General features: G+C 40.5%; 23 protein-coding genes. 11 read left to right on the top strand and 12 right to left on the bottom strand.

Annotated features, from left to right (window positions below):
• Positions 1 to 9: 9 nt before the first annotated feature.
• A complete protein-coding gene (locus FBB35_RS33660) occupies positions 10 to 633 on the top strand; it encodes a DUF4231 domain-containing protein (protein ID WP_174713452.1) in 624 nt (207 codons plus the stop codon).
• A gap of 581 nt (positions 634 to 1,214) precedes the next feature.
• Here FBB35_RS33660 and FBB35_RS33655 read toward each other — a convergent pair.
• Positions 1,215 to 3,974 (bottom strand): pitrilysin family protein, encoded by a 2,760-nt coding sequence (locus FBB35_RS33655; protein WP_254625770.1) that lies wholly within the window; start codon positions 3,972 to 3,974, stop codon positions 1,215 to 1,217.
• Positions 3,975 to 4,498: 524 nt separating this feature from the next.
• Between FBB35_RS33655 and FBB35_RS33650 the strand changes: the two genes are divergently transcribed.
• Both FBB35_RS33650 and FBB35_RS33645 read left to right on the top strand, forming a co-directional pair.
• Positions 4,499 to 5,521 (top strand): IS4 family transposase, encoded by a 1,023-nt coding sequence (locus tag FBB35_RS33650; RefSeq protein ID WP_174708137.1) that lies wholly within the window; start codon positions 4,499 to 4,501, stop codon positions 5,519 to 5,521.
• 211 nt (positions 5,522 to 5,732) lie between these two features.
• Entirely contained in the window at positions 5,733 to 6,215 is a 483-nt protein-coding gene (locus tag FBB35_RS33645; protein WP_217481688.1) for a hypothetical protein, read from the top strand.
• A 209-nt stretch (positions 6,216 to 6,424) separates the two neighbouring features.
• Here the strand turns inward: FBB35_RS33645 and FBB35_RS33640 are convergent, their stop codons facing one another.
• The 7 genes from FBB35_RS33640 to FBB35_RS33610 all read right to left on the bottom strand — a co-directional run bounded on the left by FBB35_RS33640 (position 6,425) and on the right by FBB35_RS33610 (position 14,318).
• Positions 6,425 to 6,901: a Uma2 family endonuclease gene (locus FBB35_RS33640; RefSeq protein ID WP_174713450.1), complete on the bottom strand. Its 477-nt coding sequence runs from the start codon at positions 6,899 to 6,901 to the stop codon at positions 6,425 to 6,427.
• 353 nt (positions 6,902 to 7,254) lie between these two features.
• Complete coding sequence (locus FBB35_RS33635; RefSeq protein ID WP_174713449.1) at positions 7,255 to 9,348, bottom strand: prolyl oligopeptidase family protein; 2,094 nt, start codon at positions 9,346 to 9,348, stop codon at positions 7,255 to 7,257.
• A 259-nt stretch (positions 9,349 to 9,607) separates the two neighbouring features.
• Positions 9,608 to 10,783: a DNA double-strand break repair nuclease NurA gene (locus FBB35_RS33630; protein WP_174713448.1), complete on the bottom strand. Its 1,176-nt coding sequence runs from the start codon at positions 10,781 to 10,783 to the stop codon at positions 9,608 to 9,610.
• A gap of 349 nt (positions 10,784 to 11,132) precedes the next feature.
• A complete protein-coding gene (locus FBB35_RS33625) occupies positions 11,133 to 11,918 on the bottom strand; it encodes an HAD family hydrolase (RefSeq protein ID WP_174713447.1) in 786 nt (261 codons plus the stop codon).
• A gap of 119 nt (positions 11,919 to 12,037) precedes the next feature.
• Entirely contained in the window at positions 12,038 to 12,625 is a 588-nt protein-coding gene (locus FBB35_RS33620; RefSeq protein WP_174713446.1) for a Rieske 2Fe-2S domain-containing protein, read from the bottom strand.
• A 55-nt stretch (positions 12,626 to 12,680) separates the two neighbouring features.
• Positions 12,681 to 13,532, bottom strand: a complete 852-nt coding sequence (locus FBB35_RS33615; protein ID WP_174713445.1) for a metal ABC transporter permease — start codon at positions 13,530 to 13,532, stop codon at positions 12,681 to 12,683.
• A gap of 45 nt (positions 13,533 to 13,577) precedes the next feature.
• The gene (locus FBB35_RS33610; protein WP_254626019.1) at positions 13,578 to 14,318 is read right to left on the bottom strand and encodes a metal ABC transporter ATP-binding protein; all 741 of its coding nucleotides are present in this window, start codon (positions 14,316 to 14,318) and stop codon (positions 13,578 to 13,580) included.
• 233 nt (positions 14,319 to 14,551) lie between these two features.
• Between FBB35_RS33610 and FBB35_RS33605 the strand changes: the two genes are divergently transcribed.
• The 7 genes from FBB35_RS33605 (at position 14,552) to FBB35_RS33575 (ending at position 20,116) form a co-directional block, all read left to right on the top strand.
• Positions 14,552 to 15,508, top strand: a complete 957-nt coding sequence (locus FBB35_RS33605) for a metal ABC transporter substrate-binding protein (protein WP_254626018.1) — start codon at positions 14,552 to 14,554, stop codon at positions 15,506 to 15,508.
• Between the two features lie 128 nt (positions 15,509 to 15,636).
• Positions 15,637 to 15,972, top strand: a complete 336-nt coding sequence (locus FBB35_RS33600; RefSeq protein ID WP_174713442.1) for a hypothetical protein — start codon at positions 15,637 to 15,639, stop codon at positions 15,970 to 15,972.
• Positions 15,973 to 16,093: 121 nt separating this feature from the next.
• Positions 16,094 to 16,831: a hypothetical protein gene (locus FBB35_RS33595; RefSeq protein WP_174713441.1), complete on the top strand. Its 738-nt coding sequence runs from the start codon at positions 16,094 to 16,096 to the stop codon at positions 16,829 to 16,831.
• A 21-nt stretch (positions 16,832 to 16,852) separates the two neighbouring features.
• Positions 16,853 to 17,521 carry a prolyl oligopeptidase family serine peptidase gene (locus FBB35_RS33590; RefSeq protein WP_174713440.1) on the top strand — a complete coding sequence of 223 codons (669 nt, stop codon included), beginning with the start codon at positions 16,853 to 16,855 and terminating at the stop codon, positions 17,519 to 17,521.
• A gap of 355 nt (positions 17,522 to 17,876) precedes the next feature.
• On the top strand, positions 17,877 to 18,179 hold the full coding sequence (locus FBB35_RS33585) for a hypothetical protein (protein ID WP_174713439.1): 303 nt from the start codon (positions 17,877 to 17,879) through the stop codon (positions 18,177 to 18,179).
• A 135-nt stretch (positions 18,180 to 18,314) separates the two neighbouring features.
• A complete protein-coding gene (locus tag FBB35_RS33580) occupies positions 18,315 to 19,661 on the top strand; it encodes a GTP-binding protein (RefSeq protein ID WP_174713864.1) in 1,347 nt (448 codons plus the stop codon).
• Positions 19,662 to 19,855: 194 nt separating this feature from the next.
• A complete protein-coding gene (locus FBB35_RS33575; protein ID WP_174713438.1) occupies positions 19,856 to 20,116 on the top strand; it encodes a Calvin cycle protein CP12 in 261 nt (86 codons plus the stop codon).
• On the opposite strand, the gene FBB35_RS33570 is transcribed toward FBB35_RS33575, so the two are convergent.
• The 3 genes from FBB35_RS33570 to purE all read right to left on the bottom strand — a co-directional run bounded on the left by FBB35_RS33570 (position 20,113) and on the right by purE (position 22,745).
• The gene (locus FBB35_RS33570; protein ID WP_174713437.1) at positions 20,113 to 20,931 is read right to left on the bottom strand and encodes a TlyA family RNA methyltransferase; all 819 of its coding nucleotides are present in this window, start codon (positions 20,929 to 20,931) and stop codon (positions 20,113 to 20,115) included. The genes FBB35_RS33575 and FBB35_RS33570 overlap by 4 nt on opposite strands.
• 252 nt (positions 20,932 to 21,183) lie before the next feature.
• Entirely contained in the window at positions 21,184 to 21,963 is a 780-nt protein-coding gene (locus tag FBB35_RS33565) for a class II glutamine amidotransferase (protein ID WP_174713436.1), read from the bottom strand.
• A gap of 263 nt (positions 21,964 to 22,226) precedes the next feature.
• Positions 22,227 to 22,745, bottom strand: a complete 519-nt coding sequence (purE, locus tag FBB35_RS33560) for a 5-(carboxyamino)imidazole ribonucleotide mutase (RefSeq protein WP_174713435.1) — start codon at positions 22,743 to 22,745, stop codon at positions 22,227 to 22,229.
• Positions 22,746 to 22,869: 124 nt separating this feature from the next.
• Here purE and nagA point away from each other — a divergent pair, with 124 nt between their 5' ends.
• On the top strand, positions 22,870 to 24,090 hold the full coding sequence (nagA, locus tag FBB35_RS33555; protein ID WP_174713434.1) for an N-acetylglucosamine-6-phosphate deacetylase: 1,221 nt from the start codon (positions 22,870 to 22,872) through the stop codon (positions 24,088 to 24,090).
• An 87-nt stretch (positions 24,091 to 24,177) separates the two neighbouring features.
• Here nagA and FBB35_RS33550 read toward each other — a convergent pair whose 3' ends face one another.
• Positions 24,178 to 25,302 (bottom strand): site-2 protease family protein, encoded by a 1,125-nt coding sequence (locus tag FBB35_RS33550; RefSeq protein WP_174713433.1) that lies wholly within the window; start codon positions 25,300 to 25,302, stop codon positions 24,178 to 24,180.
• Between the last annotated feature and the right edge of the window lie 73 nt (positions 25,303 to 25,375).

The raw sequence follows: 25,375 nt of genomic DNA, 5'->3' as shown, positions 1-25,375 counted from the left end.
GAGTGAATAATGGCAAAAAAAGATAGCTATCAGGAATTTTTAAAGGAAGATTTTAACAAGTTATTTGAAGGTATGAATTTAGGCGATGGGCAAAAGCATTTTTTGCGATCGCGCTGGTTAGACCAAGTACTCTGGATGGAAGATAAGGCTAATTTGTCACGAGATCGCCATTATTTGTTGCGGATAACAACTATTATTGGCGGTGTAATTCTCCCAGCGCTGGTAAGTTTAAATATTAACACTACTTCTACTTTACAAGTTAACGAAAGAGCCAGAAATATCATTATCTGGTCAACTTTTGGTTTGAGTCAGATTGTTGCTATTAGTGCTGCCATTGAAGAGTTTTTTCATTACGGTGAACGTTGGCGACACTATCGTCGTACAGTCGAATCTTTGAAAACTCAAGGGTGGCAATTCTCCCAGTTGACAGGCCCTTATCGTGATTATACAAGCCACCAACAGGCGTTTAATCTTTTCGCGGGTAATGTAGAAAATGTTATTCAACGAGATGTTGAAATATACTCCACTCAAGTTATACAAGAAAAGAAAGAAGAACAACAGAGCCAGGAAAACTATATCCTAATGCCAAATGCAAAGACAACCAATTTAGAAGAAAAGAAAGAAGAAAAATAAACTCGGAAAAACAAGATATTGCAAGAGTAAAAAGTTGAATTTTCTCTAGTTACATACTTTTTTACGAATTACATTAGCATGTGGAAGCGTCATTAAAAATGATTTTCACGAAGGTTAGGCAGAATTAAGCATTAAACTAAGCTGATTGATTTGAAAGGACTCTCATCTGCGTTGGTGCAGCCCATCAATTTTTTAAATAAACTCTCCCCCGTTAGATAAAAACATGGGGAGAGCTAGAAAAAATCCGGTAGGGTAATCGGGCTACTTAAGTTTTTATTATTTTTAGACTTTATCTTATTCCTCCTTAAGACAGATAAATATTTAATTAGAATTCCATGTTGGTAGCTTTTAAAAAAAATTCCCCATTTCTAGATAGAAATGGGGAAATAGGAGTTAAAGTTCGTCAGGTGATCGGAATATCTGTTTATTTTGTCCTGATACTATCTTTCTCAATTCCTCCGTTAGATAGAGAAATACTCTCTCAAAATGTTCAGGTATGTGTCTCTTAACACTGTCAGGTTAAATTTGGAATTTTGAATCTTTCAATTTCATTATCCAAAATTTAAAATTTAGTGAGTTAATTAACCGCCTTTAGGTACAGCCTCTCCAGGCCCGGCGGTGACAATTACCAGATTTTCCGGCTTAATTAAATCCTCAATTGCCTGTTGCATCTGAGCCATAGTGACTGCTTGAATCCTTTGGGGAAAGTCTCGGATTTCCGATCGTGAAAGTCCCAAGACAGCATTATCCAAAATGATGCTTGATACATTACTGGGATTAGCTAAATCCACGGGGTAGCTATTAGTAAGTGAGCGTTTTGCCGTGTTGAATTCAGCCTCAGTTACTCCTTGTTCGCGCAACTGTTTAAGTAAAGCGACAGTACTGGCGATCGCTTTTTGGGTATCAAGAGGAGCAGTCTGCATCTGAATTAAGAACGGGCCAGGATTGATTCCGGCAGCAAAACCACTATAGATACCGTAGGTTAGACCGAGGCGATCGCGCACTTCCGTACCCAAGCGGCTCGATAAGGTATCACCACCCAAAATTTGATTCAGTACCAGTGCCGCATAATAACGTGGGTCTTTCCGAGAGATGCCGTTGTAGCCGATGTAGGTAACAGCCTCAGCTTTACCAGGAATTATTTTGTTTAAACGTGTCGAAGTTTGCGGTAATGGCACGGATGATATTTTTAGCACAGGTGGCTTACCTGTGGCTTGCCATTTGCCAAAGGCCTGATTCAGCAAAGTTTTTACCTTAACTGGATCAAAGTCTCCAACTATTGCGATCGTTGTGCTATCTGGTCGGTAGTGTGTTTGATAGAAGCCAAGCAAATCATCACGACTAATACCTTTTAAGCTCTCAAATGTGGGAAAGCTATGGAATGGATGATTTTCAGGATAAATTGCCTGCTGGAATACTTGTCGTCCTAGTCCTCTAGGATCATCTAGCTGGACTTTAAGACCTGTCAGTGATCGTTGACGGCTCAATTCTAGCTGGTCGGCTGGGAAAGTGGCGTTTTCTAACACATCTGCCAGAGTTTGAATCAGTATCGGCAGGTTCTTGGAAAGTCCTTCACCGCTAACGTTCACTCCCTCACGGCTAGCACTGAAGCTCAAATCGGCTCCCAGGTCTTCTAAGGTTTTTGCTAGGGTAAGAGCATTTTTAGTCTGCGTCCCGTTCATTAAGTTGGCCGCAGTCAGATTCGCTAATCCAGCTTTTTGATTACCGTCAAATTCAGTACCAGCGTCAATTTGTCCACTCAGGTTAATGGTGGGGAGGCTGCGATCGCGTAACAACAAAACCCGCAAACCATTATTTAAGGTAAACTCTTCTGGTAGCGATTGTTTGGCCAAATCTGTAGCTGATGTGGCTGGTGGGAGATATTTAGCTAGTTCTGCCGGATCTACAGGTTTACCGGGGCTGAAATTTTCTACTGTGCGACCAGAACCAGCGCTAGAAGTCCCTGGTTTACCATCTGGTTGAGTCGGTTCAAAGAAGCCGATGGTTTGTTTAGCCGGATTTAGGTAGGTTTTCGCTACTTTCTGGACTTGGGCTGGGGTGACTTTAGCGATCGCAGCGAGATACTGTTCAATAAAACGATAATCGCCCGCGATCGTTTGGTTATATCCCAGTTGGGTCGCTTGGCTGGTAATATCTTGATTACCCAAGATATAGGAGGCTTGCAGTTGGGTTTTCGCCCGGTTCAATTCTTCTGTGGTGACAGGCTGCTGTTGCAACTTTCCTAAAGATTCCTGAAGCACCTGGGCAATTTTACTTAACTCTTGACCTGGAGCCGCCGTAGCATTAATTTCATACCAACCTGGTTCAATGAGTTCGGCAGCACCGCCACTCACTGAACTGGCAAGTCCAGATTCTACCAAAGCCTGGTAAAGTCTAGAGCTACGTCCACCTGTGAGAATGGCATCCATCACATCAATTGCCGGGACATCAGGATGCTTGATATCTGGTAAAGGATACACTGCTTGTAGTAATGCCGCACTTCCCGGTTGCTTCAAAACAATCGGTGCTTTTTTAGTAGTAGGGGCAACTGGAGAAGATGGAGCGACATTTCCTTTTACAGTGCCCTGTTGCGATCGTTTCGCCAACTTCCCATAAGTTTCTTTAACAACTTTGAGTACAGGTTCTGTGGCGAAATCCCCCGTAATTACTAACGTGGCATTTTCTGGGCTGTAGTAGGTTTGGTAATAATTCCGTACTTGCTCCACCGTGAATTTCTCTACATCAGCTTTTGTGCCTCCCACGGGTAAGCCATAAGCTCTGTTAGGGAAAGCATCTCGCATCACTGCCCGACTCAGACGATAGCCTGGTGAATTTTCGTACCCCTGTAACTCCGAGATCACCACTCGCTTTTCACTTGTGAGTTGTTCAGACCCAACTAAGGAATTTTCCATGCGATCGGCTTCCAGTGTCAACAATGCTTCGAGTCTGTCTCGTTGCACTGTGCCAAAGTAAGCTGTTTCGTCATAACTAGTAAAGGCATTGAACTGACTACCCAAGGCACTAAACAATCTTCCAAACTGCACTGGGCGGGCAGTTGTACCCTTGAACATCAAATGTTCTAGCTGGTGAGAAATGCCATTTTCTCCCTTAACTTCGTTACGGGAACCAACTTTATACCAAACTTGCACGCTGACCACTGGAGCAGTATGGACTTCCTTGGTTAGCACTGTTAAGCCGTTGTCCAACACCGTTTTTTTAACCCCTTGGGTGAATGAGGTAGCAGATACAGGTGCAGCTGCTGTCGGTGTTGCAGCATTGATGAAATTGCCTGAAAACGGGACGATAGTTAGGAGCAGACTGAGAAAAAAACCTATAAACATATATGAACGTAACTTCATAAGCAATGCCAAATGCAAAATTTCTAATTTTGAAGAAGAATTCAGAAGCAAAGCCGGGGACTCCGAAACTGCGTTCAGAATCAATTAGTAGGAGACTCGCTACCTCTTGTGCTATCCACTAGTTGTACAGCATTCATTCTGTAGCTTGCTTTCCTGAATTCTGTTTTGATAAAACAAAACCTTAGTACTACTTTGTGGAAGTCAGAGGACTTAACATTCTCAGCTTTTTTAACATTTTTAATGGTAGCTTTATTTTTCCTATGCCGTAATAGTCGGTTTTCACGTTGACTTATTTGCAATATACTTACAAGCAATAGCCTGGAATATGGTATAAAAATTTTATTTCTATTCCGTGATACTTATTTTATCTTTTCAAGACAGATGTAAAGTTACGTACTGTTACTAATTATTGTAATTCAGAAGTGTTGAATGTTAAGAAAAATCCGATAAAAATAGCCCAAAATATGGTAGTTTTGGGCTAAGGCTTAAAATATATTAGTTTGATTGTGATTATAAATTCATTTCCCAAAATTGTCAAAGATATACTGAAAAGCCTGCCAAAAAACGATTATCCAGTATTGAACAGTCGTCTGTTTTTTGAGTGCTGGCTATCCTATGCCCTGGATAACAGCTTAACAAGTATGCGAGATTTGTTTAACAGATTAAATAACAATTGTTTTGAGGTAGATATTTCTACTTTCTCTAAAGCAAATTTACATCGAAGCCAAAAACCTTTTCAAGAGATTTACCAAAAATTAAATGAATTAGTACAGAAGAAAGTTCAAAAAAAGTTACACAATAAATATGCAATTTGTCCAATAGATTCAACAATTATTACTCTCACAAGTAAATTGTTATGGGTACTAGGTCATCATCAAGTCAAGCTGTTTAGTTCCTTAAATCTCTCCACAGGAAGCCCAGAAGATAACTTCATCAATTTTGGACATGACCATGATTATAAATTTGGTTCCAAAATGATGTCTAGTCTCCCAATAAATGCTGTTGGAGTAATGGATAGGGGTTTTGCTGGATTAAAATTTATCCAAGAATTAGTACAAGAAAACAAATATTTTGTTTTGCGGATAAAAAACAATTGGAAACTAGAATTTGATGGCTCAAATGGATTGGTCAAAGTTGGTGCATCTGATGATGCTCAAGCTTATAGAGTAATTAATTTCTGTGATTTAGAGACAAAAACCGAGTTTCGCTTAGTGACTAATTTACCAGAGTCGGGAGATGCAGCTGTTCATGATGATGAAATTAGGGATATTTATCGATTACGTTGGGGAGTTGAATTGTTGTGGAAGTTTTTAAAGATGCACTTAAAACTTGACAAACTCATTACCAAAAACGTCAATGGTATTACCATACAAATTTACGTGAGCTTGATAGCCTATCTGATTTTACAGCTTTTATCTATTCCCGAACAATGGGGACATACACTATTAGATAAATTCCGCTATCTTCAATCTTGTATGTGTCAGAAAATCAGCTATGTTCATTGGTTTGAGGAGATGATGTTTTGCTGACTAATTTAAGCTTTTGAGACTTAGTGTAACTAATAATGTAAAGTTTTGTATCAGCATTCAACATTTCTGATTGTAATTATATTAACAACTATTGCAATGTATTCCATTTGACAAGTGTTTTGGTATTGCTACTTCTACGATTGGTTTGATTCCTAATTGTTATCCCATCAGGGTAGGTATCTCCGTCAAACTAGCAATAACTTTTTGAGATATGCAAACAAGAAACTTAATTGCATCATTCGCATTAGGTATAGCTTTAACAGCAATACCTGTATTACAGTCTCATGCCTTAGAAGAAAAAACACCGAACTTATATAATTTCACAGGATATAATTCCAAAGGTGAGAAAGTCAGTATTAATTACTCAGCATCAAGCATTACTGGCAAGCCCCTTTTCAACTATCAAGATCCGAAACAGACATTAAACTTTCAAGGAGATGATATCCGTACTGTCGAAACGGAAATTGGTACACTGGTGACTGTGACTATTAAAAAGACAGTAGATACTGGTTTCACCACATTTAGCTTGCTCATCCCCCATGTAAATCTGGGATATAGCAACGAAACCAAAATTGTAACTAACGGAATCACAACATTAAATCGGTTTTCTACGATTCCTCAATTCAACCAAGGGCAGAAACAAATTTATACAATCATCCATCTCAAGGGGACAGCCCAAGCTGTCAATTTTTAAGTACAAGAGGGATAAAAAACATCTAAATTGCATAACCTAATTAAATATAGCCCTTGTGGGGCGGTCATATTGCCCGCCCATTTTATGCAATTTAGCAGTATGGGGAAGTTTTACTTTTAACAGGTATTGTATTTTATTCAACAAAATTATCACCAATTCATATAGAAGCAATTTACGTTATAATCGGTTACAAAACCTCATAAAATTAATTAACGTTTAATTTGTTTAGGAAAGTTAGGAACTAAGAAAGATTGACCTAATTCACCTTGCTTATTATAGAATTTAATTTGACCTTGTTCATTACATAACCATACTTCCACAGCTTTAGCTTCTAAATATAAATTTCTTTTAAATTCCATTTCTTCCAAAGTGTTACCACTGGATTTAACTTCTACACAAATTTCTGGTGCAATAGACGCTGATACTTCATCTTCAATTTGAGCAAATCGTTCCTCTGAACACCAGACAACATCAGCAACTTTTACACCATCTGATGTGTTAATAGCACATTCTGGCATTACTTCTCCTATTTTCAATAAAGATTCCAATAAACGTTGGATTCTTCCTTGATAAAAAGAATGTTTAATTTTGACTGGACTCATGACGATTTGACCCCATTTATTTAATTCGATTTTGAAGGGTAAATCTTGCAATTGCTTGTGTTCACAAACTTCTTCCCATTTCATAATTAATATTTGCCTAGATTGATGATTTAATTTTAACTCATCTATTAATATTGAGACTCACCCTCTGATTCGCAGTCTTAAAGAGAATACAGGAAGACGTGACTAAAGTATTGTATATAGACTAGGACTTTATCTGAATAGATGGATATATCAAAAGGAAGCAGTTACGCATCTGCAACAAGCAGAAAGATTATTTGAATCTAGAGAGGATAGCGATCGCGCCGCTATTGCAAGGATAATGGCAGCAATTGTAAGTTGGAACTACTGATATCGGGAAAAATTTTTGGGGAAATTAATTATTGATTTAGTTAGTTTAGCTTCGTAAGGTAGGCAATACCCACCTTACGAAGTTGCTAAACTTCTACATCTAAAGTCCGCACCAAAAAAGCCCATTTGTCTGCGGCTTCCTCGATAATTTTAGCTGTGGGTTTACCCGCGCCATGTCCTGCCTTAGTCTCAATTCTAATTAAGACTGGCGCATCACCTGCGTGAGCTTCTTGCAAAGCGGCGGCAAATTTGAAACTATGAGCAGGGACAACGCGATCGTCATGATCGGCTGTGGTAATTAAGGTTGCTGGGTAAGCTGTGTCTGGTTTGATGTTGTGGAGTGGCGAATAAGCATACAGCACTGGAAACTCTTCGGAATTATCTGCTGAACCATATTCGGAAATCCAAGCCCAACCGATGGTAAATTTGTGGAACCGCAACATATCCATCACGCCGACGGCGGGTATTGCTGCACCAAACAAATCGGGGCGCTGTGTCATGCAAGCACCTACCAATAAGCCACCATTGCTACCACCTGCGATCGCTAGCTTCTGTGTCTTAGTATATTTATTAGCAATCAACCACTCAGCTGCACCAATAAAGTCATCAAAGACATTCTGCTTTTTATCCTTCATTCCTGCTTGATGCCATTCTTCGCCGTATTCTCCACCACCGCGTATATTGGGCATAGCATAGACACCACCCATCTCCATCCACACCAACAGACTCACCGAAAAGCTAGGTGTCATTGAGGCATTAAAACCACCATAAGCATAGAGATAAGTGGGGTTATTTCCATCTAACTTAATACCCTTTTTGTGCGTAATAAACATGGGTACTCTAGTACCATCTTTGCTCTGATAAAAAACCTGTTTTGTCTCATAATCGTTAGGATTAAAATCTACCTGTGGCTGGCGAAAAATAGTACTTTTACCAGTTATCATATCGTAGCGATAGATTGTTCCTGGTGTGGTAAAGCTGGTGTAACTATAAAAAGTTTCGGTATCATGACGCTTTCCTCCAAAACCTCCGGCTGAACCGAGCCCAGGTAATTCTACATCACGAATAAATGCGCCTTTGAGGTCAAATATTTTAATTTGGCTATGAGCATCTTTGAGGTAATCAGCAACAAATTGGTTATTGAGTATGCCTACACTTTCTAAGGTTTCTGCTGATTGGGGAATGATTTCTCGCCAGTTTTCTGGCGCAGGGTTTTTAGTGTCAATTGCAATAACTCTTCCCCGTGGCGCATTTAAATCTGTGCGGAAATAAAAGATGCTATCATCATTGTCAATAAAGCTGTAATCTGCCTCAAATTGGTTAATTAATTCTACGACTTCAGCATTAGGGTTAGTTAAATCTTTGAAGAAAACCAAATTTTTGGAGTCAGTACCCAGCCAAATAGAAATTATTAGATAATGTCCATCTTCAGTAACACCACCACCAAAACCCCATTCTTTTTGGTCAGGGCGATGATAAATTAATACATCTTCTGATTGAGGTTTGCCTAGTTGATGATAGTAGAGCTTTTGATAATAGTTAACATCTTCTAATTGAGTTTTTTCATTCGGCTCGTCGTAGCGGCTGTAGAAGAAACCTTGATTATTATGTGTCCATGATGCACCAGAAAATTTAATCCATTTCAGATGGTCTTGTAGGTCTTCACCAGTTTCAACATTGCGTACTTTCCACTCTTGCCAATCAGAACCAGAGATGGATAGACCATAAGCTAAAAGTTTACCATCCTCGCTAATAGACAATCCTGAAAGGGCAACAGTGCCATCTTCTGAGAGTTGATTGGGATCGAGTAAAACTTTGGGTTGATCTTCGAGGTTTTTGAGAGTGTAGAGGACACTTTGGTTTTGCAGTCCATCATTTTTAAAATAAAAGTAGCGATCGCTGGAACCATCTCGCAGAGATTCGCCTTCTTTAAAAGGGATACCATATTTTTCATAATCCCAAAGTTTGGTGAGGCGCTGTTTAATTTTTTCCCTGGCAGGAATTTCACTCAAGTAGCCAAAGGTAATTTGATTTTGTGCCTCAATCCAAGCCCTTGTTTCTTCAGAGTCAGGATCTTCTAACCAACGATAATAATCTGCGACTAAAGTACCGTGGTAGTTATCGACTTGATTGCTTTTCTGGCTGGATGGGTAGGTGATAGCTTTTTTAGATGAAGGCATAATCTTAGGTTGAAGTGCTTCTTTACATACTACAAAGATAGACCTAAGACGTGGGACATACATTGACTAAACCTGCGGAAAATTCTCATCGGAAAGGGTAACAGCCAGTTTCCTACTCAGCAGTAAGCAGCCCCGCTAGGATTTGAATCAGCAAGAAAAAACTATAATTTGCTTAAAGCGTGATTTCTCCTATTCCTTAGACCAAAAATGCCACAGGTATCGTCACTCTCACAAAGACGAAACTCTACGGGATGAATTATTAAGCAATACTCCCCCGCTTTCTAGCTTCTTTGTAGGAAGTTCCGACATTTTTTAAACCAGCTTTAATCATTTGTTGTTCTAGGAGGGCAAAGAAACGCGCTCTATCGCCACCTTTTACCACTGCTTGATTATGCGCTTCGGCGATCGCAACTGGATAGCCATATCCTTTTTGCACTTGTGCCAGCATCAGACCCAGTGCTTGATCTAACATGGTTGCATTCTCCGCTACCCATGCCGGAACTTCGATTCGGGCGATTTCGGTACCAACGTGGACATAGCAAAAATAAATGGTTTGCTCGCCGTAGAGTTCGAGGATGGGGGAATTACTCCGCCAAAGGGTGCTGCGTTGTCCTGGTTTGAGTCTGGTTGCCCAAACAGAAGTATCTCGCAACTGTTCAAAAATTTTACAAGGTACTTTTTCTAGCTGATTTGGGCAATGACTTTTACAGTCTGGCACTGGATGAGGACAAGCCAACAATCGTAAAAAGTTCATTGTTTCGATGCTGCGAGAGGCGCTAAGATAACCCATCAGGGGAATTTGAGCATCACGCATTTGCTGCCAAGCTTCTAGAATGGGGGGCAAAATGCGATCGCGTGCGTCCATCGGTAACTGTTCTAAAAACCAGTAAATTAACGAACCATCTACCATCGCTAATGCTGGTGCTTCCCCCTTTGCTGCACAGGCAAGTTCTGCCAATACCGTTGTTTCTGATGCAGTGCGGCGGAAACTCATCCATTCCTCGGTTCTAATTCCCCACTGCCGAGACATATATAAGTCTTCTGGGCGGTAAAATACTTCTGGCAAACTATCGAGTAGCGGATGGCGGTTTTGTCCGTAGTGTAAGACGACTCTGCCAATATTTAGGAGATAACAGTAAGCAATTTCGTGATGGTTGGGGGCAATTTGGGAACCATCGGTAGCAATTACAGTATGAATTTTTGGGGGAACTGAGATATCGATGCAGGTTTCTAGCGGCTCAATTGGGGTAGCATTAGCAAAGAGAATGCGATCGCGCCATTTTTCCTGGCGATCGATTAAATCTTGTTGAGACTCATAAGCATTTTTTAGATGTTGTTGTGCCAATTCTAAACGCTGGCGACTGGCAGCAGCTTCTAAGGTAAGATGCTGGCTTAAACCCTGCATTTGTCGCGCCAGTTTTGTTAAATCAAGCATAAAGGTAAGTGATAAATTATAAATTTGGAGTGATAAATTTGGAATTTTATTAATTCATTATTATTGATCTATATATTTTAAATATCTCGATTCGTTGCCATTTTGCTAGAAAATTAAAATAATTCGTAATTGATAATTAGACTTTAATACTTGCTAATTTAATTCGTAATAAAAGTCCTAGCGAATAGAATTCGCGGCTATACAGACAAAACCCACCTCCGTGGGTTTCAAATCCTTTGAGTCCGCGTAGGCGGACTTCTCTGCGAGACGCTACGCGAACGTTTGTGTAGTCGCGATTTCTAATCGCTTGGTATATTTGCAAAGGTAAGATGCTCCCATTACGAATTAGTTAAAGCCAAGCAGGAAAATCTCTGGCAAACTGAGACAGTGATAACAAATGAATTTGCGGATCATTTTGAGCAGCTTCTCTTTCTGCTTGAGTATTATAGCCCCAGTCTGCAAGAAATAGTTTTACGTCTCCAAGGTCTGTTTGCTGTTGGACTAACTGCAATGTCTTGAGTCTATCTTCTACAAACCAGAGACTAACTGGCTTGTTTTCTGCTTGTTGTTTTAATTCTCGCAAAATTTCATATTTGGGACGCTTGACTTCTTTCCCATAAATTGCATTTGTCGGTAAATTAATTCCTTCTTGTTGTAATAACTGCTGTACAAAACGTCCTTCTTTAGTTGTCACAATGTATAGCTGAACTCCACTGTCAAGAGTTAATTTGAGCTTTTCTACTACACCCGGATAAAATCTATGCAGACTTAGCCAACCGTCTAAATCTGTGGTAATCCATTCATCACGTTGGTTATCTAATTTTTCAGCAATTTCTCTTGCTTGTAGCTTGTCATTTAACAAAAGTTGTGGGGCGATGCTTAACCATTCATGAAGAATTTTCTCATCAGGAATTCCATCTACTAAGGCTTTGATTAAAACGGGCATTTCCCAACCCGTCTCAATTACAGGGCGTAGGCGATAGAATCTCAAAGCTAAATCATCTGCTGGTGTGTCGTTAGCTGGCGACCAAATTTCACAGTAGGTACGCCATGCTACCTCAAAATATTCAATTAGTCCGTCGCAAATCACTCCATCAAAGTCCAGGGCTAAAATCGTGGGACTACTTGCGGTCATTGTTTTGAGGATTAAAACTGCTGTTGTCAGCTTACCCGACAAATTTAAATTATGCAGTAATTTTTGTTAGTCTTTTAGAATTTCTAACTTGCTCAAAAAGTATGGTGGCATTGTCTAATCTAATTTGATATTGGTAGCTTAAGAGGATCTACAGCAGGTTTTTGATTCACTAAACGAACTTGATTTTGCTTGACTACTACAGTAATCAGTGGTAAAGAGCGCTTTGCAGGGCCATGAACGACTCGACCCTGAGAATCGTATTGAGATCCATGACAAGGACAAACAAAGTGATTCTTCTCCAGATCCCACTCAACTGTACATCCTAAATGGGTACAAGTTGGATTAATAGCATACTCAGCAATCTTTGGCCCGTCTTGAATGATGAGATAATCAACGCTATTGTCTGACAAGCCTTTTACAAGAATCGGAATTCCGGGCTTTGCAGTTGTTAATAATGCGTTAGTTTCAATTTTCTTGCCGTCTTTGTCCAGTGCCTCAGATCCGGGAAGATAATTTTCACAGCGCGAATTCTTTGGATAAAGGGAGCAAAGGGTTTCTAGGCTGATTTCACGACCTTGGCTGACTTTGGGAAAAAGATATGCGATCGCTACTGATGCAACTGTACCACCTAGCGTATAAGTTAAAAAATCCCGGCGCGTTTTTATCCTAGCTGGAATTTTGCCGTTAGTAGAATAATTATTTTTCATAACCCGATTTACCAAGAAAGGTCTACTAATATACTACGGCGCGATCGCATAAGAATTATTCTTTAGTTTTAAGTTGTTTACTCGTAAAAATACCGTATTTAGGACTAAATAATAATGCCAGCAAAAATAATCCCGATACGACTAAAACGATCGCAGGGCCAGAGGGCAAGTTATAAAAGTAGCTGAGGTACATCCCACTAATACTGGAAATTACGCCAACGACTGCACCCAAAATCATGACTTGGTTGAGACGCTTCACTAATAAATAAGCGGTGGCTCCTGGTGTAATTAAAAGCGATAATACTAAAATCACACCCACAGCTTTCATGCTGGCGACAATTGTCAAAGCTATTAGCACCATCAATCCAAAGTTCAGCCGATTGACGGGCAAACCTGCGGCTTGAGCGCCTAAAGGATCAAATGTGTAAAATAAAAGCTCTTTATATAATAAAAGAACAACTATTAAAACAATAGTGGCAATGATCGCAGTGTCTCGCACTTCATCAATGGTAACACCGAGAATGTTGCCAAAAAGGAAGTGATTTAAGTCGATTTTATTATCTTTTTGAATAACAGTAATTAGGGTGATGCCAAGTGCAAAAAATGCCGAAAAAACTATACCCATTGCTGCATCTTCTTTGATTGGCGATCGCACTCTAATCCAGGCGATCGCCATTGTACTCAGAACGCCGGCAATGAATGCCCCCACATATATATTTGCTCCCACCATAAAAGCGATCGCTAGTCCGGGCAAAACTGAGTGACTGATGGCATCACCCAGCAAGGCTAGTCGCTGTACCATTAGGTAACTGCCGACAACCGCACACAACATCCCAACTAAAATGGCAATCACGAGCGATCGCTGCATAAAACCATATTGCAACGGCTCAATTAATGCTTCTAACATATTTTGTCATTTGTCATTCACTAATGTTCCATACCCAATGACATTTTATGCAGCATCAGAAAAGTAGATTACTTTACCGCTATAAGCACGATGCAGATTTTCTTCGGTAAGCACTTGTTGGCGTGAACCTGTGGCGATTAATTCCCGATTTAGTAATATTAAGTCGTCGAAGTGAGCGATTGATTCCCCTAAGTCGTGGTTGACTACTAGCACGATTTTGTTGTCAGCAGCAAGTTCATGGAAAACTTCAAAAATCACTGACTGGGTTTTTTGATCGATGCCTACTAGAGGTTCATCAAAGCAGAAGATTTCTGCTTGCTGTGTTAAAGCACGAGCTAAAAATACCCGTTGTTGTTGTCCTCCTGATAATTGTCCAATAGGGCGATCGCAATATTCGCTCATTCCAACTCTTTCTATGGCATTTTTTGCTACTTGGCGACTAACTGTTGAGAAGCTACGCAACCAGCCTGTTTTCTTTACTCGTCCCATCATGACTACATCCCAGACTGTGGCGGGATAAGTCCAATCAATTTGGCTACGTTGTGGTACATAGGCAACTTTCTCTAATTGTTGCATCAAGGGTTTGCCTTGGCATAGCACCGTACCACTACTGACGGGAACTAAACCTAACATTGCTTTCATCAAGGTACTTTTGCCAGCACCGTTGGGGCCAAAAATACCCGTCAGTTTTCCTGGTTTGACGATGCAGCTAACATTCCTTAAGGCTTCTTGTGCCCGGTAGTATACCCCTAAATGGGCAATACTAATTGCTGCTGTGGAACTCATATCGAATTTGATAGTTTTTGCAGGTAATTCCTCTGTTTTTGTCTGCGAGAGACGAAATTTTGCTGGAAAAGAGACGTTTATCATAACTAAGTTTCAATATTTGTTTCTTGAGCTTACTATAAAAATGAGAGAAATATGAAAAAATCTATAATTAGATGTAATATCCAAGATAAATGAAACTAATACCACAGATAGACGACAGTAATCCTTACGGCGAGGGAGTAATCGGCAGGATGAAGGGAAAAATTATTTTCCGGTTTTGTTTGGGAATGCTTTTGCCTTTGGCTTTATTAAGTTGTACACAAAAAGACTCTAACCCTAACACCACCAAGGGGGATAAGCCGCGAGTTGTTGCAACTAGCACTGTCATTGCTGATTTGACACAAGAGGTTGCAGGGGATGAAATTCAACTAAGTGGAATTCTTAAACCGGGTACCGATCCTCATGTTTACGAACCAGTACCAGCAGACAGCAGGGTTTTGGAAGAAGCTAACTTGATTTTGTATAACGGCTACAACCTGGAACCGGGACTGATTAAATTAATGAATGCTTCTGGTGGTAAGGCGCAGAAGTTAGCTGTAGGGGAAGCCGTCAAATCTTTGCAGCTTGATAAAGGCAAAGGCGAAGTAGTGCCAGATCCGCACGTTTGGGGTAGTGCAGAAAATGCGATCGCAATGACGAATGCAATCCGAGATGCGTTGATTGAGTTATCACCTGAAGATAAAGACAAATTTACTCAAAAGGCATCGCGACTTACTAGTGAATTAAAACAGTTACATAGCTGGATTAATCAAGAGATTCAAACTATCCCCGCAGATAAGCGGAAACTGGTGACAACCCATGATGCGTTCCAATATTATGGACGTGCTTATGGGATTGCGATCGCAGGTACTTTAATTGGCATTAGTACCGAAGAACAACCAAGCGCTCAAACAGTCCAGAGATTAGTTGAGTCTATTAAAAAGATCGGCGTTCCCGCAATTTTTTCTGAAACTACAATTAACCCAGCTTTAATTAAAACTGTTGCTCAAGAAGCAGAAGTGAAATTAGCACCAAATCAACTTTACTCTGATTCAATTGGTGCAAAAGGAAGTAATGGAGATTCTTACATCAAAATGATGGAGGCGAATACCCGTAGCATTGTAGAAGCATTGGGGGGAAAATACACGCCATTTCAACTAAAGAAGTAAATTTATCCGAGTAAATATCTAACCTAAGACGTGTTCTTCTCAAAGTCTCTCCAGAGAAAGAACTTTTTGTATCTTTGATTTTTTAGAGTGTTATTAGCAAAGCTAGATTTTTTAATACCTGAAAAGCCATGACTGATAAAATTCAAGAAAATCAAATTCGTCAGCCAGTAAGTGAAGATACACATTTACGCGAAGAACCGAATGTTAATGAAAGAAACTTAACAGCGAATCCTGGAGATAGAATTTCTGATGAGTCTGAATCTGTTGAAGAAAAGGCTCAACAGGTAGCTGTGGATGATGTACCAGACATTACAGGCGACAAAATCACAGTCCCGACTTACTTCGTTGTGGATGAACCCGACGGCGAAAAGAAAGCACTCCACCACGTTAAAGATGCTGAAGAGATTTCCGATGTAATCCGGCAAGCACGAGTTGACGAAAATGGAAATCGAGTTTGGTGGTAGTCATTCATTAAAGAGATGCGGGGACACAGAGAGTTCTTTCTTTGCGTCCCCGTATCTGTTTTCTTGGATCAAGTTAGTCTATATAATGACACATCTGAAACTTTTCCCAGGATGAACGATAATGGTAGATGTCACAAGTACCCAAGAATTGACATATTGGACTACGATAGAAATAAAAAATCAAATTTTAGAACTTGTTAAAGATCGCAATCTAGAGCCATTAAAAGCCAAAGTAGAATTTTATAAAAATGAATTAGCACCATATTTTGCAGAGTTGAGCCGACGTAATCCCTTTGAGAAGGTTGCAGATCAAGTAGCGATCGTGACGGGAGTATGGGTACCAATATGGTCTACTATACCTTTTCAAGATATTTTACCTGGTAGGATACACGAGCAGTCTTACCAAATTTTTCATAATGATGGTTATTATGCAAATATTGCCCGTTATGCACCAGGGCATCAATCTGGTTTTTGGCAAAAAATTTCATCAAAATTACCAGCTTATGACTTAATGTTGTTGCAAAAATATTCAGTTATCGATGAGAAGTGGGATATTAAAAATGTTGGGATATTCCAAGCATTGAAAAATAGAGAAATCCCGTTGACAATTGATGATGCAGATGAGTGGTTTACAAAAACAGTCAAATCTAAATTTCAGGAAGCAGCACTAAATATAGATTTACAGCAAGAACTTATAGTAAAAGATATGGACAGAAATACTGTCAAAAAATTTAAAAAAGTTTACCTAGCTACTTCTTTTTTAGAGCATCTATATATAGATAATGATTTTCGGTTAGTTAAGAGTCAACGAGAAGCAACACAACGGCCAAGTTATACAATAGCTATTCGTAGACGTTAAACTAAGAAAATTTTTAATTTTATGCCGTCACTACAACAACAAATTACTTCTACCGACAGTTATAACTACCTGCTATTCTTGCCCAGTGTACTGCACCCAGACGGAAGTCGCAACGAAACACAACACCCACTTTTGCCAACAATTCTATCTTTACACGGTTCGGGTGAGCGAGGCTCTTACTTAAATCATGTGAAAAAGCACGGTGTCGCCAAGGTTGTAGAACAACAGCCAGATTTTTCCTTCATTGTCATTTCTCCCCAATGTCCGCGTGGTGAATATTGGAATATAGAGCGATTAAGTACCCTTCTGGATGAGGTTATTGCATCCTATCCTGTTGATCCAGATCGAGTTTACCTGACCGGTTTAAGCATGGGTGGTTACGGAACCTGGCATTTAGCAGCAGCGCAACCAGAACGATTTGCGGCGATCGCGCCTATCTGTGGTGGTGGTAATCCAGCCCAAGCACATAAGCTGAAAACCATTCCTGTGTGGGCATTTCACGGAGCAAAAGATAATGTCGTTCCCTCAAGTGAGTCTGAAATCATGGTTTCTGCACTTAAAGCCTGCGATGGAAATGTGAAATTTACAGTTTATCCAGAAGCCGATCACGACTCATGGACGCAGACATACAATAATCCAGAGTTGTATGAGTGGTTTCTACAATATCGGCGACAGCCGACTTTAGATTAAAGCTTTTGAAAGATACTTACAACTTTTTTGGTGTATCTAGTGCAACAACTTGTTGCACTAATTTATCGTCTGGATAAGCTTCGGTAAATGCCCTAACTTCAACATATTTTCATGAAAAATATTTTTTAGTGCCCAAAGATTAAAACTTCTAACAAGTCGCCACTTGCACCTTTGACATCAGAGTATATAACTTCAATAATGTTCTTACGTAAAAATCCGTAGTCATCTAGGATTCCTATTTGATTTTTGCTAAATATACTGAGAACCGAAACCCGATCTGGCTAGTTCTCAGTCAGCTTTGCTTTGACAAATCAAATGAGATTGCTATATAAACCGGCATTAATAGGGTTGCATTATGCTTTTTTCGAATTCAAAAACTAACTTAAAAACTCACCAAAATAATAAAATAGGCAGAGTTTTTTGGACTCCTACTAACATTGTGCTACTCACTGGATATTTAATAATTTTACCAATTTGTACATTGACAACTTTATCCTTATTATTGCCCTTATTCACTGCTAGTTTATTCGCTTCCATTGGAACCTCGCACTACTCTACATCGATTCCTTGGATAGATGATGCCTCTGAATGTGAATATACTGGGAGAAGCTGGCGCGATCGCAAGTGTTGGGATAATCAACACGATCCGATGTTCTGAATGGATATCCCACAAAGATGTGTGTAAATAATTAGAACAATTGCTTAATTTGACAAAACAGGCTAGCAGTCTTGGAATTAGATCAAAATGGATATGTAGCCTGTTGTTTGTCAAATCTTGAATCAACCTAACTTTGTGCGAAATCTGCAAGAAACTCATTTAAATCGTGCCCGCGCTAGTCTCAGACAAGCACTGTCTTGGTATGGATATCTCCGCAAATCAGGACAGTTGTCATCTAACCCGGAATTGGCAGGTTTGTTGAAACCGGAATTGGAAGCTTTGAACTCTACACTCAACAAACTGGACTCTAACGTGATTAGAATTGCCGCTTTTGGTTTGGTGAGTCGTGGTAAGTCAGCAGTTTTAAATGCTTTACTGGGAGATAAAATTTTGCAAACTGGGCCCCTAAACGGTGTCACTCAATGGCCCCGTTCGGTGCGTTGGCAGCCAGGAGGTAAGGTACTAGTAGAGTTAATTGATACCCCAGGATTAGATGAAATTGAGGGTGAGTCACGGGCGGATATGGCACGAGAAGTTGTGCATCAGGCGGATTTGATTTTGTTTGTCGTGTCTGGTGATATCACGCGCACTGAGTATCAGGCATTGCTGGAATTGCGGCGATCGCAAAAACCCCTAATTTTAGTATTTAACAAAATAGATTTATACCCAGATACCGATCAAGGAGTGATTTACCAAAATTTGCAACAACTGGGTGCTGGGCATCCTGAAGCAAAGCCTCTGTTACCTGATGAAATTGTTATGGTGGCGGCGGAACCAGCACCGATGGAAGTGCGGGTTGAGTGGCCTGATGGGCGTATCAGTTATGAATGGGAGACACCACCACCACAAGTAGACGAACTCAAAGAGACAATTCTGAATATTTTGAATCGGGAAGGGCGATCGCTCCTGGCTTTAAATGCCCTGATCCAAGCACGGGATGCAGAAGCCGCGATCGCTCAAAAAACCATCGACTTACGCGAACAAGAAGCTGAAAATATCATTTGGCAATTTACCAAATACAAAGCTTTGGCAGTAATGCTCAATCCCATCGCTTTCTTAGATATTCTTGGCGGAACTGTTGCCGATTTAGCTTTAATTCGCGCTCTAGCTAGATTATATGGTTTGCCGATGACTAGCTATGAAGCCGGAAAAATTTTAAAAACGATTTTGTTTAGTTCTGGTGGCTTGCTACTGGGGGAACTAGGTAGTAGTTTTATTCTAGGCTTAAGTAAAACTACTGCTGCAATAACCAGTGCTGACAATCCCAGCAATATTACTGCTTTAGCTGGCAGTGCGATCGCTCAAGCTGGTATCGCTGGTTATGGTGCATACTCCGTTGGTAAAGCTGCTCAGGTGTATCTCGAAAAAGGCTGCACTTGGGGACAGTTGGGTGCTAGCAGCGTAATTCAAGAAATTCTCTCTCAAGTCGATCAGAATACAATTCTGTATCGGTTGCGACAAGAGTTAGGCATAAAATATTGAGAATAAATAATTTTTGTTAAGTGTTTGTTACCGTTTACAAGTGTTTATGAACTTCTATCAAGCTCTTCTGACAATTGACTGACATTTCGAATTTGGGATGCAAGATTGAGGGAACAGGTTACAGGGAAAAGGTTATAGAAAAACTATCCTCTATCCCCTAATATCTATCTGCGTAAATTAAAGGTGAAAGGATCATGACAACTACCCTAAACTCATTTGAAACTGCTGGTGCAGCAAATCTTGAAGAAGCTATTACTGAAGCCATTACTGAAGCTCGCACAACTTGTGAGCTAAATGGCAGCGATTCTGCGGGTTGTGCCGTAGCCTGGGACATTGTGGAAGAATTGCAAGCAGAGAAAGCCGATCAGCAGCAAGCAAAAGCCAAGAAAAACTCTTTAGATAACTATTGCGATCGCCATCCAGCTTCCGTAGAATGTCTAATCTACGACGTTTAATTTTTACGTAAATCAGTTGTTGCTGATTGCGTTATTTGCTTAATTGCCTCTAAATCAGGTAATGGTATTTCACTTTCCATTCCCAACCACAAAAGATATTCAATATTCCCAGCCGGGCCAGTGATCGGCGACCAAGTTAAGCCTTTGTATTTCCATCCTAATCCGTGGGCTACTTGTAACACCTGGAAAATAGCATCAGCTTGGTCGTTTGGATCTCGCACAACACCTTTTTTACCCACACGGGATCTGCCAACTTCAAACTGTGGCTTGACTAACAACACAGCTTCTCGGTTAGCTTGAGTTAGTTGCCACAAAGCAGGCAGAATCTTAGTTAAAGAAATAAACGATACATCAACCACCGCCAAATCAGGAATCGGATCGTTTTCGCTATATAACTCCTCTGGTCGTAGTTGCCGTAAATTGGTACGTTCTCGCAAAATCACCCGCGAATTATTTCGCAATCGCCAGTCAACTTGTCCGTAACCAACATCAATGCCGTAAACTTGTTTTGCTCCAGCTTGCAAGAGACAATCAGTAAAACCACCTGTAGAAATCCCACCATCTAAACAAATGCGCTCTGCTACAGGGATGGCAAATACTGACAAAGCTTTGGAGAGTTTTTCACCACCTCTAGACACAAAAGGCGATCGCTCTTTAATATTTATTTGAGCCGAAATATCAACTTCTGTACCAGGCTTATCAACTAGCTGCTGATTAACAGTCACTTCCCCCGCCTGAATTAACCTTTGTGCCAAGGCGCGAGAAGAACATAAATTTAGCTCTACTAATAGTGTGTCGAGTCGCTGTTTAGCCAATTAACTAGACTCTCCTGGTAAGATAAAAACCAAAGCACGTGAAAATACAGCTAGAAACATCTTACTGCAAGGATTGGATACGGTAGTCAATACCAAAACCTTTACGAAGCTTGAGTAGTTGACACTTTCAGCCTTAGAGAGACTGAGTTTCCCGCATCCCGTATATTACTATGAAAAACAAAACCCATTTAGAAAGTGTCTAAATGGGAAAATTTCTGGTGAATTTTTGAATTCGCCAACAAGATCGCATTTTTAGCTAAATACATATTCCAGTGGCGACCCATCCTGAAAAACTAGTAATTCTCCCGGTTGGATTTTTGTCCAAACTTCGTTGTCTGTGAGGGGAGTAGTAGCAATGACAGCAACGCGATCGCGTTCGGTAGTCACTTCCCGAAAATCTACGGTCATGTCTTGATCGATCAAATGGGCAGCTGCAAAGGGCGCTTGGCGGACAATGTAGCTGAGGTTAGTTGAACAATGAGCAAAAAAGTGTTCTCCATCAGATAATAAGTAATTGAATATACCTATTTCTGCAATAGCATCACTAATTTGTTTTAGTACAGGGTACAGTTTCTTGATGTCAGGTTTACCATCAGGAAAACGCGATCGCAATGTTTCTAGCATCATACAGAATGCTTTTTCACTATCTGTATCACCTACAGCTTGATAAAAACCTAAATTTTCTGGATCAAAATTTGGCAAATTACCGTTGTGAGCAAATACCCAATACTGACCCCACAATTCTCTGCGGAAAGGATGGCAGTTGTGTAGGGCAACTTCACCCTGAGTAGCTTTACGGATATGGGCTATGACATGGGTTGAATGGATGGGATAACTCCGCACCAACTCCGCTACTGGAGAAGCAACAGAAGGTTGGGCATCTAAAAACATCCGACATCCCTTCCCTTCAAAGAAAGCAATGCCCCAACCATCGCTATGATGATCTGTTCTTCCTCCCCGTGCAGAAAACCCTTCAAAAGAAAAGCAAATATCAGTTGGAACATTGCAATTCATTCCGAGCAATTGGCACATGAATGTTGCACTCTAAATTTTCGACTAAGGTCTCAGGATCAAGATACTTCAGAATGCTGCATTGATTCTGGAGCGATCGCTTCAATGTTGGAATTTAATTGAGCATAGGGCATTGGGAATGGGGCATTGGGCATTGGGCATGGTTATTCTTCTTGTCCCCTTCTGCCTTTGTCTCCCCCTAGTCTGCTGTTAATATTTCTTAACCAATTACGAATTACGAATTACGAACTTGTACTGAGCGTAGCCGAAGTATTACGAATTATCTAAAACATCTGCTTTAAATATTGCTCATAGCCTAGTTGTTCTAGCTTTTCTTGCTTTGCAATTACTGATTCACAGAGGGTTTGGCGATATTGTTGCACTTTTTCTAGCAATTCTGGTTGATGAATTGCCAGCATTTGTACTGCTAAAAGTCCGGCATTTTTGGCATTATCGATCGCCACTGTTGCCACAGGAATACCCGCAGGCATTTGTAAAATAGAATACAAAGAATCTACACCTTGTAAGTTCCTGGTGACTACAGGAACACCAATAACAGGAAGTGGTGTTAAAGACGCTACCATTCCAGGCAGATGGGCAGCACCACCGGCACCGGCAATAATCACTTTAATACCACGTTGGTGTGCAAATTGAGCGTATTGTACCATCCGTTCTGGGGTACGGTGAGCAGAAACGATCGCGACTTCGCTCTCAACGCCAAATTCGTCACAAACTGCGATCGCGTCTTTCATGGTGGGCAAATCAGAATCGCTGCCCATGATAATACCAACTAGGGGAGTCATAATAATTAAAAATTAAAAATTAGAAATTCAAAATTATTTGAGTTAGGTTATGCCGATTTATCATCTCATTGATTGATGTTGGTTGCATCTAAAATCAGATTTATCTTTCTTCTAGTTCAGTGTGATGACCCAAGAAACACAAAATCCTGTAAATATTATCAATGCTAGAGTGCCTGGTTACAAAGATTTGCAAATGCTCTTGGTTGATGAAAAGGGCATAATTGAGCAAATCTTGCCAATGGATACAGTAGAAGCACGCAGCCGTGCATCTCTAATAAACGTTGCTGGCGACTGGATTTCATTGGGTGGTGTTGATTTACAAATTAACGGTGCTTTGGGATTGGCATTTCCTGATTTAACGGCTGAAAATGCTCATAAGCTCCAGAAAATCTCACAATTTTTATGGGATGTTGGGGTAGATGGATTTTTACCGACACTTGTGACAACTTCAGTAGAAAATATTCAGCGATCGCTTGCTATTATTGCTGAAGTTCTCCCCAATCAGCCAGCAGGTGCCAAGATTTTGGGAGTACATCTAGAAGGGCCATTTTTGAATTTTCAAAAGCGCGGCGCACACCCAGCAGAGTACCTGTTACCTCTGACAATGGATCAGGTAAAGTGGGTTTTGGGTGATTATGCCCATGTCGTAAAAGTCATCACCTTAGCACCGGAGTTAGATTTCACTGGCGAAGTAATTCCATATTTGCGTTCTCTAGGAATTACTGTCAGTTTAGGGCATTCTCAGGCAACATCTGCTCAAGCACAACGTGCCTTTGAACAAGGTGCAACGATGGTAACTCATGCTTTCAATGCTATGCCAGCATTACATCACCGAGAACCAGGATTATTAGGGGCAGCAATTATCGATCCTGATGTAATGTGTGGTTTTATTGCTGATGGTGAACACGTTTCGCCCATGATGCTACAAATTTTGCTTCGCGCTAGCTATCAAGAACAAGGACTCTTCCTCGTCAGCGATGCCCTTTCTCCTCTGGGGCTACCCGATGGCGTGTATCCTTGGGACAGTCGGCAAATTGAAGTTAAAAACGGTACGGCACGATTGGCCGATGGCACTTTGTCAGGGACGACTTTACCCTTATTGGTGGGAGTGCAGAATTTGGTAAAGTGGGGAATTTGTGACGTAGAAAGTGCGATCGCTTTAGCTACTAATGCACCTAGAAAAGCGATTGGTTTACCAGAAATTTTTAAGAGTCAATCCGCTAACTTATTACGCTGGCATTGGGATGAGACTACAAAAGAATTAACTTGGCAACGTACCATCAACGCAGAAATGTTCAATAAGCCAGAAGATGGTAATTTATCTATTGCTCTCAACTCCATATAATTCCCAAATAGCGAAAAAGGGAAAGGTTTTATTATCCCTTTCCCTTTAATCTGAGTGGAGTCTAAACTTTAATTACGAATTATTCAACTATGCAGGGTTCGTTTCGGTTCGGCTTTGAAGTAGCTGGATAATTGCAGCTTTTTCTAAGATTCCAACTAGAACGCCATTTTCACGAATCACGGTAAGTACAGATAGCTTTTGTTCTTCCAGTAACTGCATGACTTCCAGCAGAGGTTGATCTGATTGGACTGTGGTAGATTCTGGAATTGGTCGCATGACTTCTTTTACTTGAGTTTCTGACCACAATGCTGTTGGTACATTTCGTAAATTATCAACTGCGATCGCACCTACTAATTGTCCATCATCATCAGTCACTAAGAACCGATGCCAGTTTTGCCCACTTATAACTCGCTCATCGGCAAACTCTCTTAGGCTAAGATTACCAGATACAATCGGGCTGTCATGAGTTACGGCATCTTCAGCAGTCAAACCTGTGAGTTTTTCTTGCACTCTGGCAAATTGAGCCGCATTACCAGCATTTTGTAACAAGAAGAAGCCAATTAACAAGTTCCAGAAGTTACCAGCGTTGCCAAAGAATAGTAGAGGAACTATACCTGAAAGAATTGCTACCCAACCAAAGATTTGTCCAACTCGACTAGCAAAGGTTACGCCTTTATAAGGATTGCCTGTAACTTTCCAAACGATAGCTTTCAGTATATTTCCGCCATCTAATGGCAAGCCAGGAATCAGATTAAACAGGGCTAACGCCAAGTTAACAGAAGCAAGAACACCAAGAATTGCTGCTAACGGGCCTGATGCAGTAGTAGTAACACCAATGGCTGTAAGGATACCAAATAGTAGTAAGCTGACTATTGGCCCTGCGATCGCTACCCAGAAAGCCTCACTTGGGGTTTTCGACTCTTTTTCTAAACTAGCCAAACCGCCAAATATAAACAGAGTGATGGATTTGACATCAATACCCTGACGAATCGCAACGAAACTGTGGCCTAATTCATGGGCGACGACAGAGGCAAATAACATCAGCGCTGTCATCAATCCTAGTAGCAAAGCTAATCCCGCAGATAATTGGGGAAATTGTGCCGCCAGTCCACTGCTATAGCTCCAACTTACCAAACCCAGAACTAAAAACCATGACGGATGGATATAGAAGGGAATTCCGAAGAGATTACCAACGCGAATTGTGCCATTCATGTCGTTCACCTTTGATTTCAGCTTCGAGAGGTTTGTTTTCGTCCTTCTCGATGTCTTTATTGTAACGAAAGGT

The organism is Nostoc sp. TCL240-02 (genome assembly GCF_013343235.1).
In the GTDB taxonomy this organism is placed as follows: Bacteria; Cyanobacteriota; Cyanobacteriia; order Cyanobacteriales; family Nostocaceae; genus Nostoc.
This window is presented reverse-complemented; position numbering and strand designations above follow the sequence as displayed.

Bases quoted from the DNA above. Each gene is read 5' to 3' on its own strand.
- FBB35_RS33660 (WP_174713452.1), top strand. From the start codon at position 10: ATGGCAAAAAAAGATAGCTATCAGGAATTTTTAAAGGAAGATTTTAAC.
- FBB35_RS33655 (WP_254625770.1), bottom strand. From the start codon at position 3,974: ATGTTTATAGGTTTTTTTCTCAGTCTGCTCCTAACTATCGTCCCGTTT.
- FBB35_RS33645 (WP_217481688.1), top strand. From the start codon at position 5,733: ATGCAAACAAGAAACTTAATTGCATCATTCGCATTAGGTATAGCTTTA.
- FBB35_RS33640 (WP_174713450.1), bottom strand. From the start codon at position 6,901: ATGAAATGGGAAGAAGTTTGTGAACACAAGCAATTGCAAGATTTACCC.
- FBB35_RS33635 (WP_174713449.1), bottom strand. From the start codon at position 9,348: ATGCCTTCATCTAAAAAAGCTATCACCTACCCATCCAGCCAGAAAAGC.
- FBB35_RS33630 (WP_174713448.1), bottom strand. From the start codon at position 10,783: ATGCTTGATTTAACAAAACTGGCGCGACAAATGCAGGGTTTAAGCCAG.
- FBB35_RS33625 (WP_174713447.1), bottom strand. From the start codon at position 11,918: ATGACCGCAAGTAGTCCCACGATTTTAGCCCTGGACTTTGATGGAGTG.
- FBB35_RS33620 (WP_174713446.1), bottom strand. From the start codon at position 12,625: ATGAAAAATAATTATTCTACTAACGGCAAAATTCCAGCTAGGATAAAA.
- FBB35_RS33615 (WP_174713445.1), bottom strand. From the start codon at position 13,532: ATGTTAGAAGCATTAATTGAGCCGTTGCAATATGGTTTTATGCAGCGA.
- FBB35_RS33610 (WP_254626019.1), bottom strand. From the start codon at position 14,318: ATGAGTTCCACAGCAGCAATTAGTATTGCCCATTTAGGGGTATACTAC.
- FBB35_RS33605 (WP_254626018.1), top strand. From the start codon at position 14,552: ATGAAGGGAAAAATTATTTTCCGGTTTTGTTTGGGAATGCTTTTGCCT.
- FBB35_RS33600 (WP_174713442.1), top strand. From the start codon at position 15,637: ATGACTGATAAAATTCAAGAAAATCAAATTCGTCAGCCAGTAAGTGAA.
- FBB35_RS33595 (WP_174713441.1), top strand. From the start codon at position 16,094: ATGGTAGATGTCACAAGTACCCAAGAATTGACATATTGGACTACGATA.
- FBB35_RS33590 (WP_174713440.1), top strand. From the start codon at position 16,853: ATGCCGTCACTACAACAACAAATTACTTCTACCGACAGTTATAACTAC.
- FBB35_RS33585 (WP_174713439.1), top strand. From the start codon at position 17,877: ATGCTTTTTTCGAATTCAAAAACTAACTTAAAAACTCACCAAAATAAT.
- FBB35_RS33575 (WP_174713438.1), top strand. From the start codon at position 19,856: ATGACAACTACCCTAAACTCATTTGAAACTGCTGGTGCAGCAAATCTT.
- FBB35_RS33565 (WP_174713436.1), bottom strand. From the start codon at position 21,963: ATGTGCCAATTGCTCGGAATGAATTGCAATGTTCCAACTGATATTTGC.
- purE (WP_174713435.1), bottom strand. From the start codon at position 22,745: ATGACTCCCCTAGTTGGTATTATCATGGGCAGCGATTCTGATTTGCCC.
- nagA (WP_174713434.1), top strand. From the start codon at position 22,870: ATGACCCAAGAAACACAAAATCCTGTAAATATTATCAATGCTAGAGTG.
- FBB35_RS33550 (WP_174713433.1), bottom strand. From the start codon at position 25,302: ATGAATGGCACAATTCGCGTTGGTAATCTCTTCGGAATTCCCTTCTAT.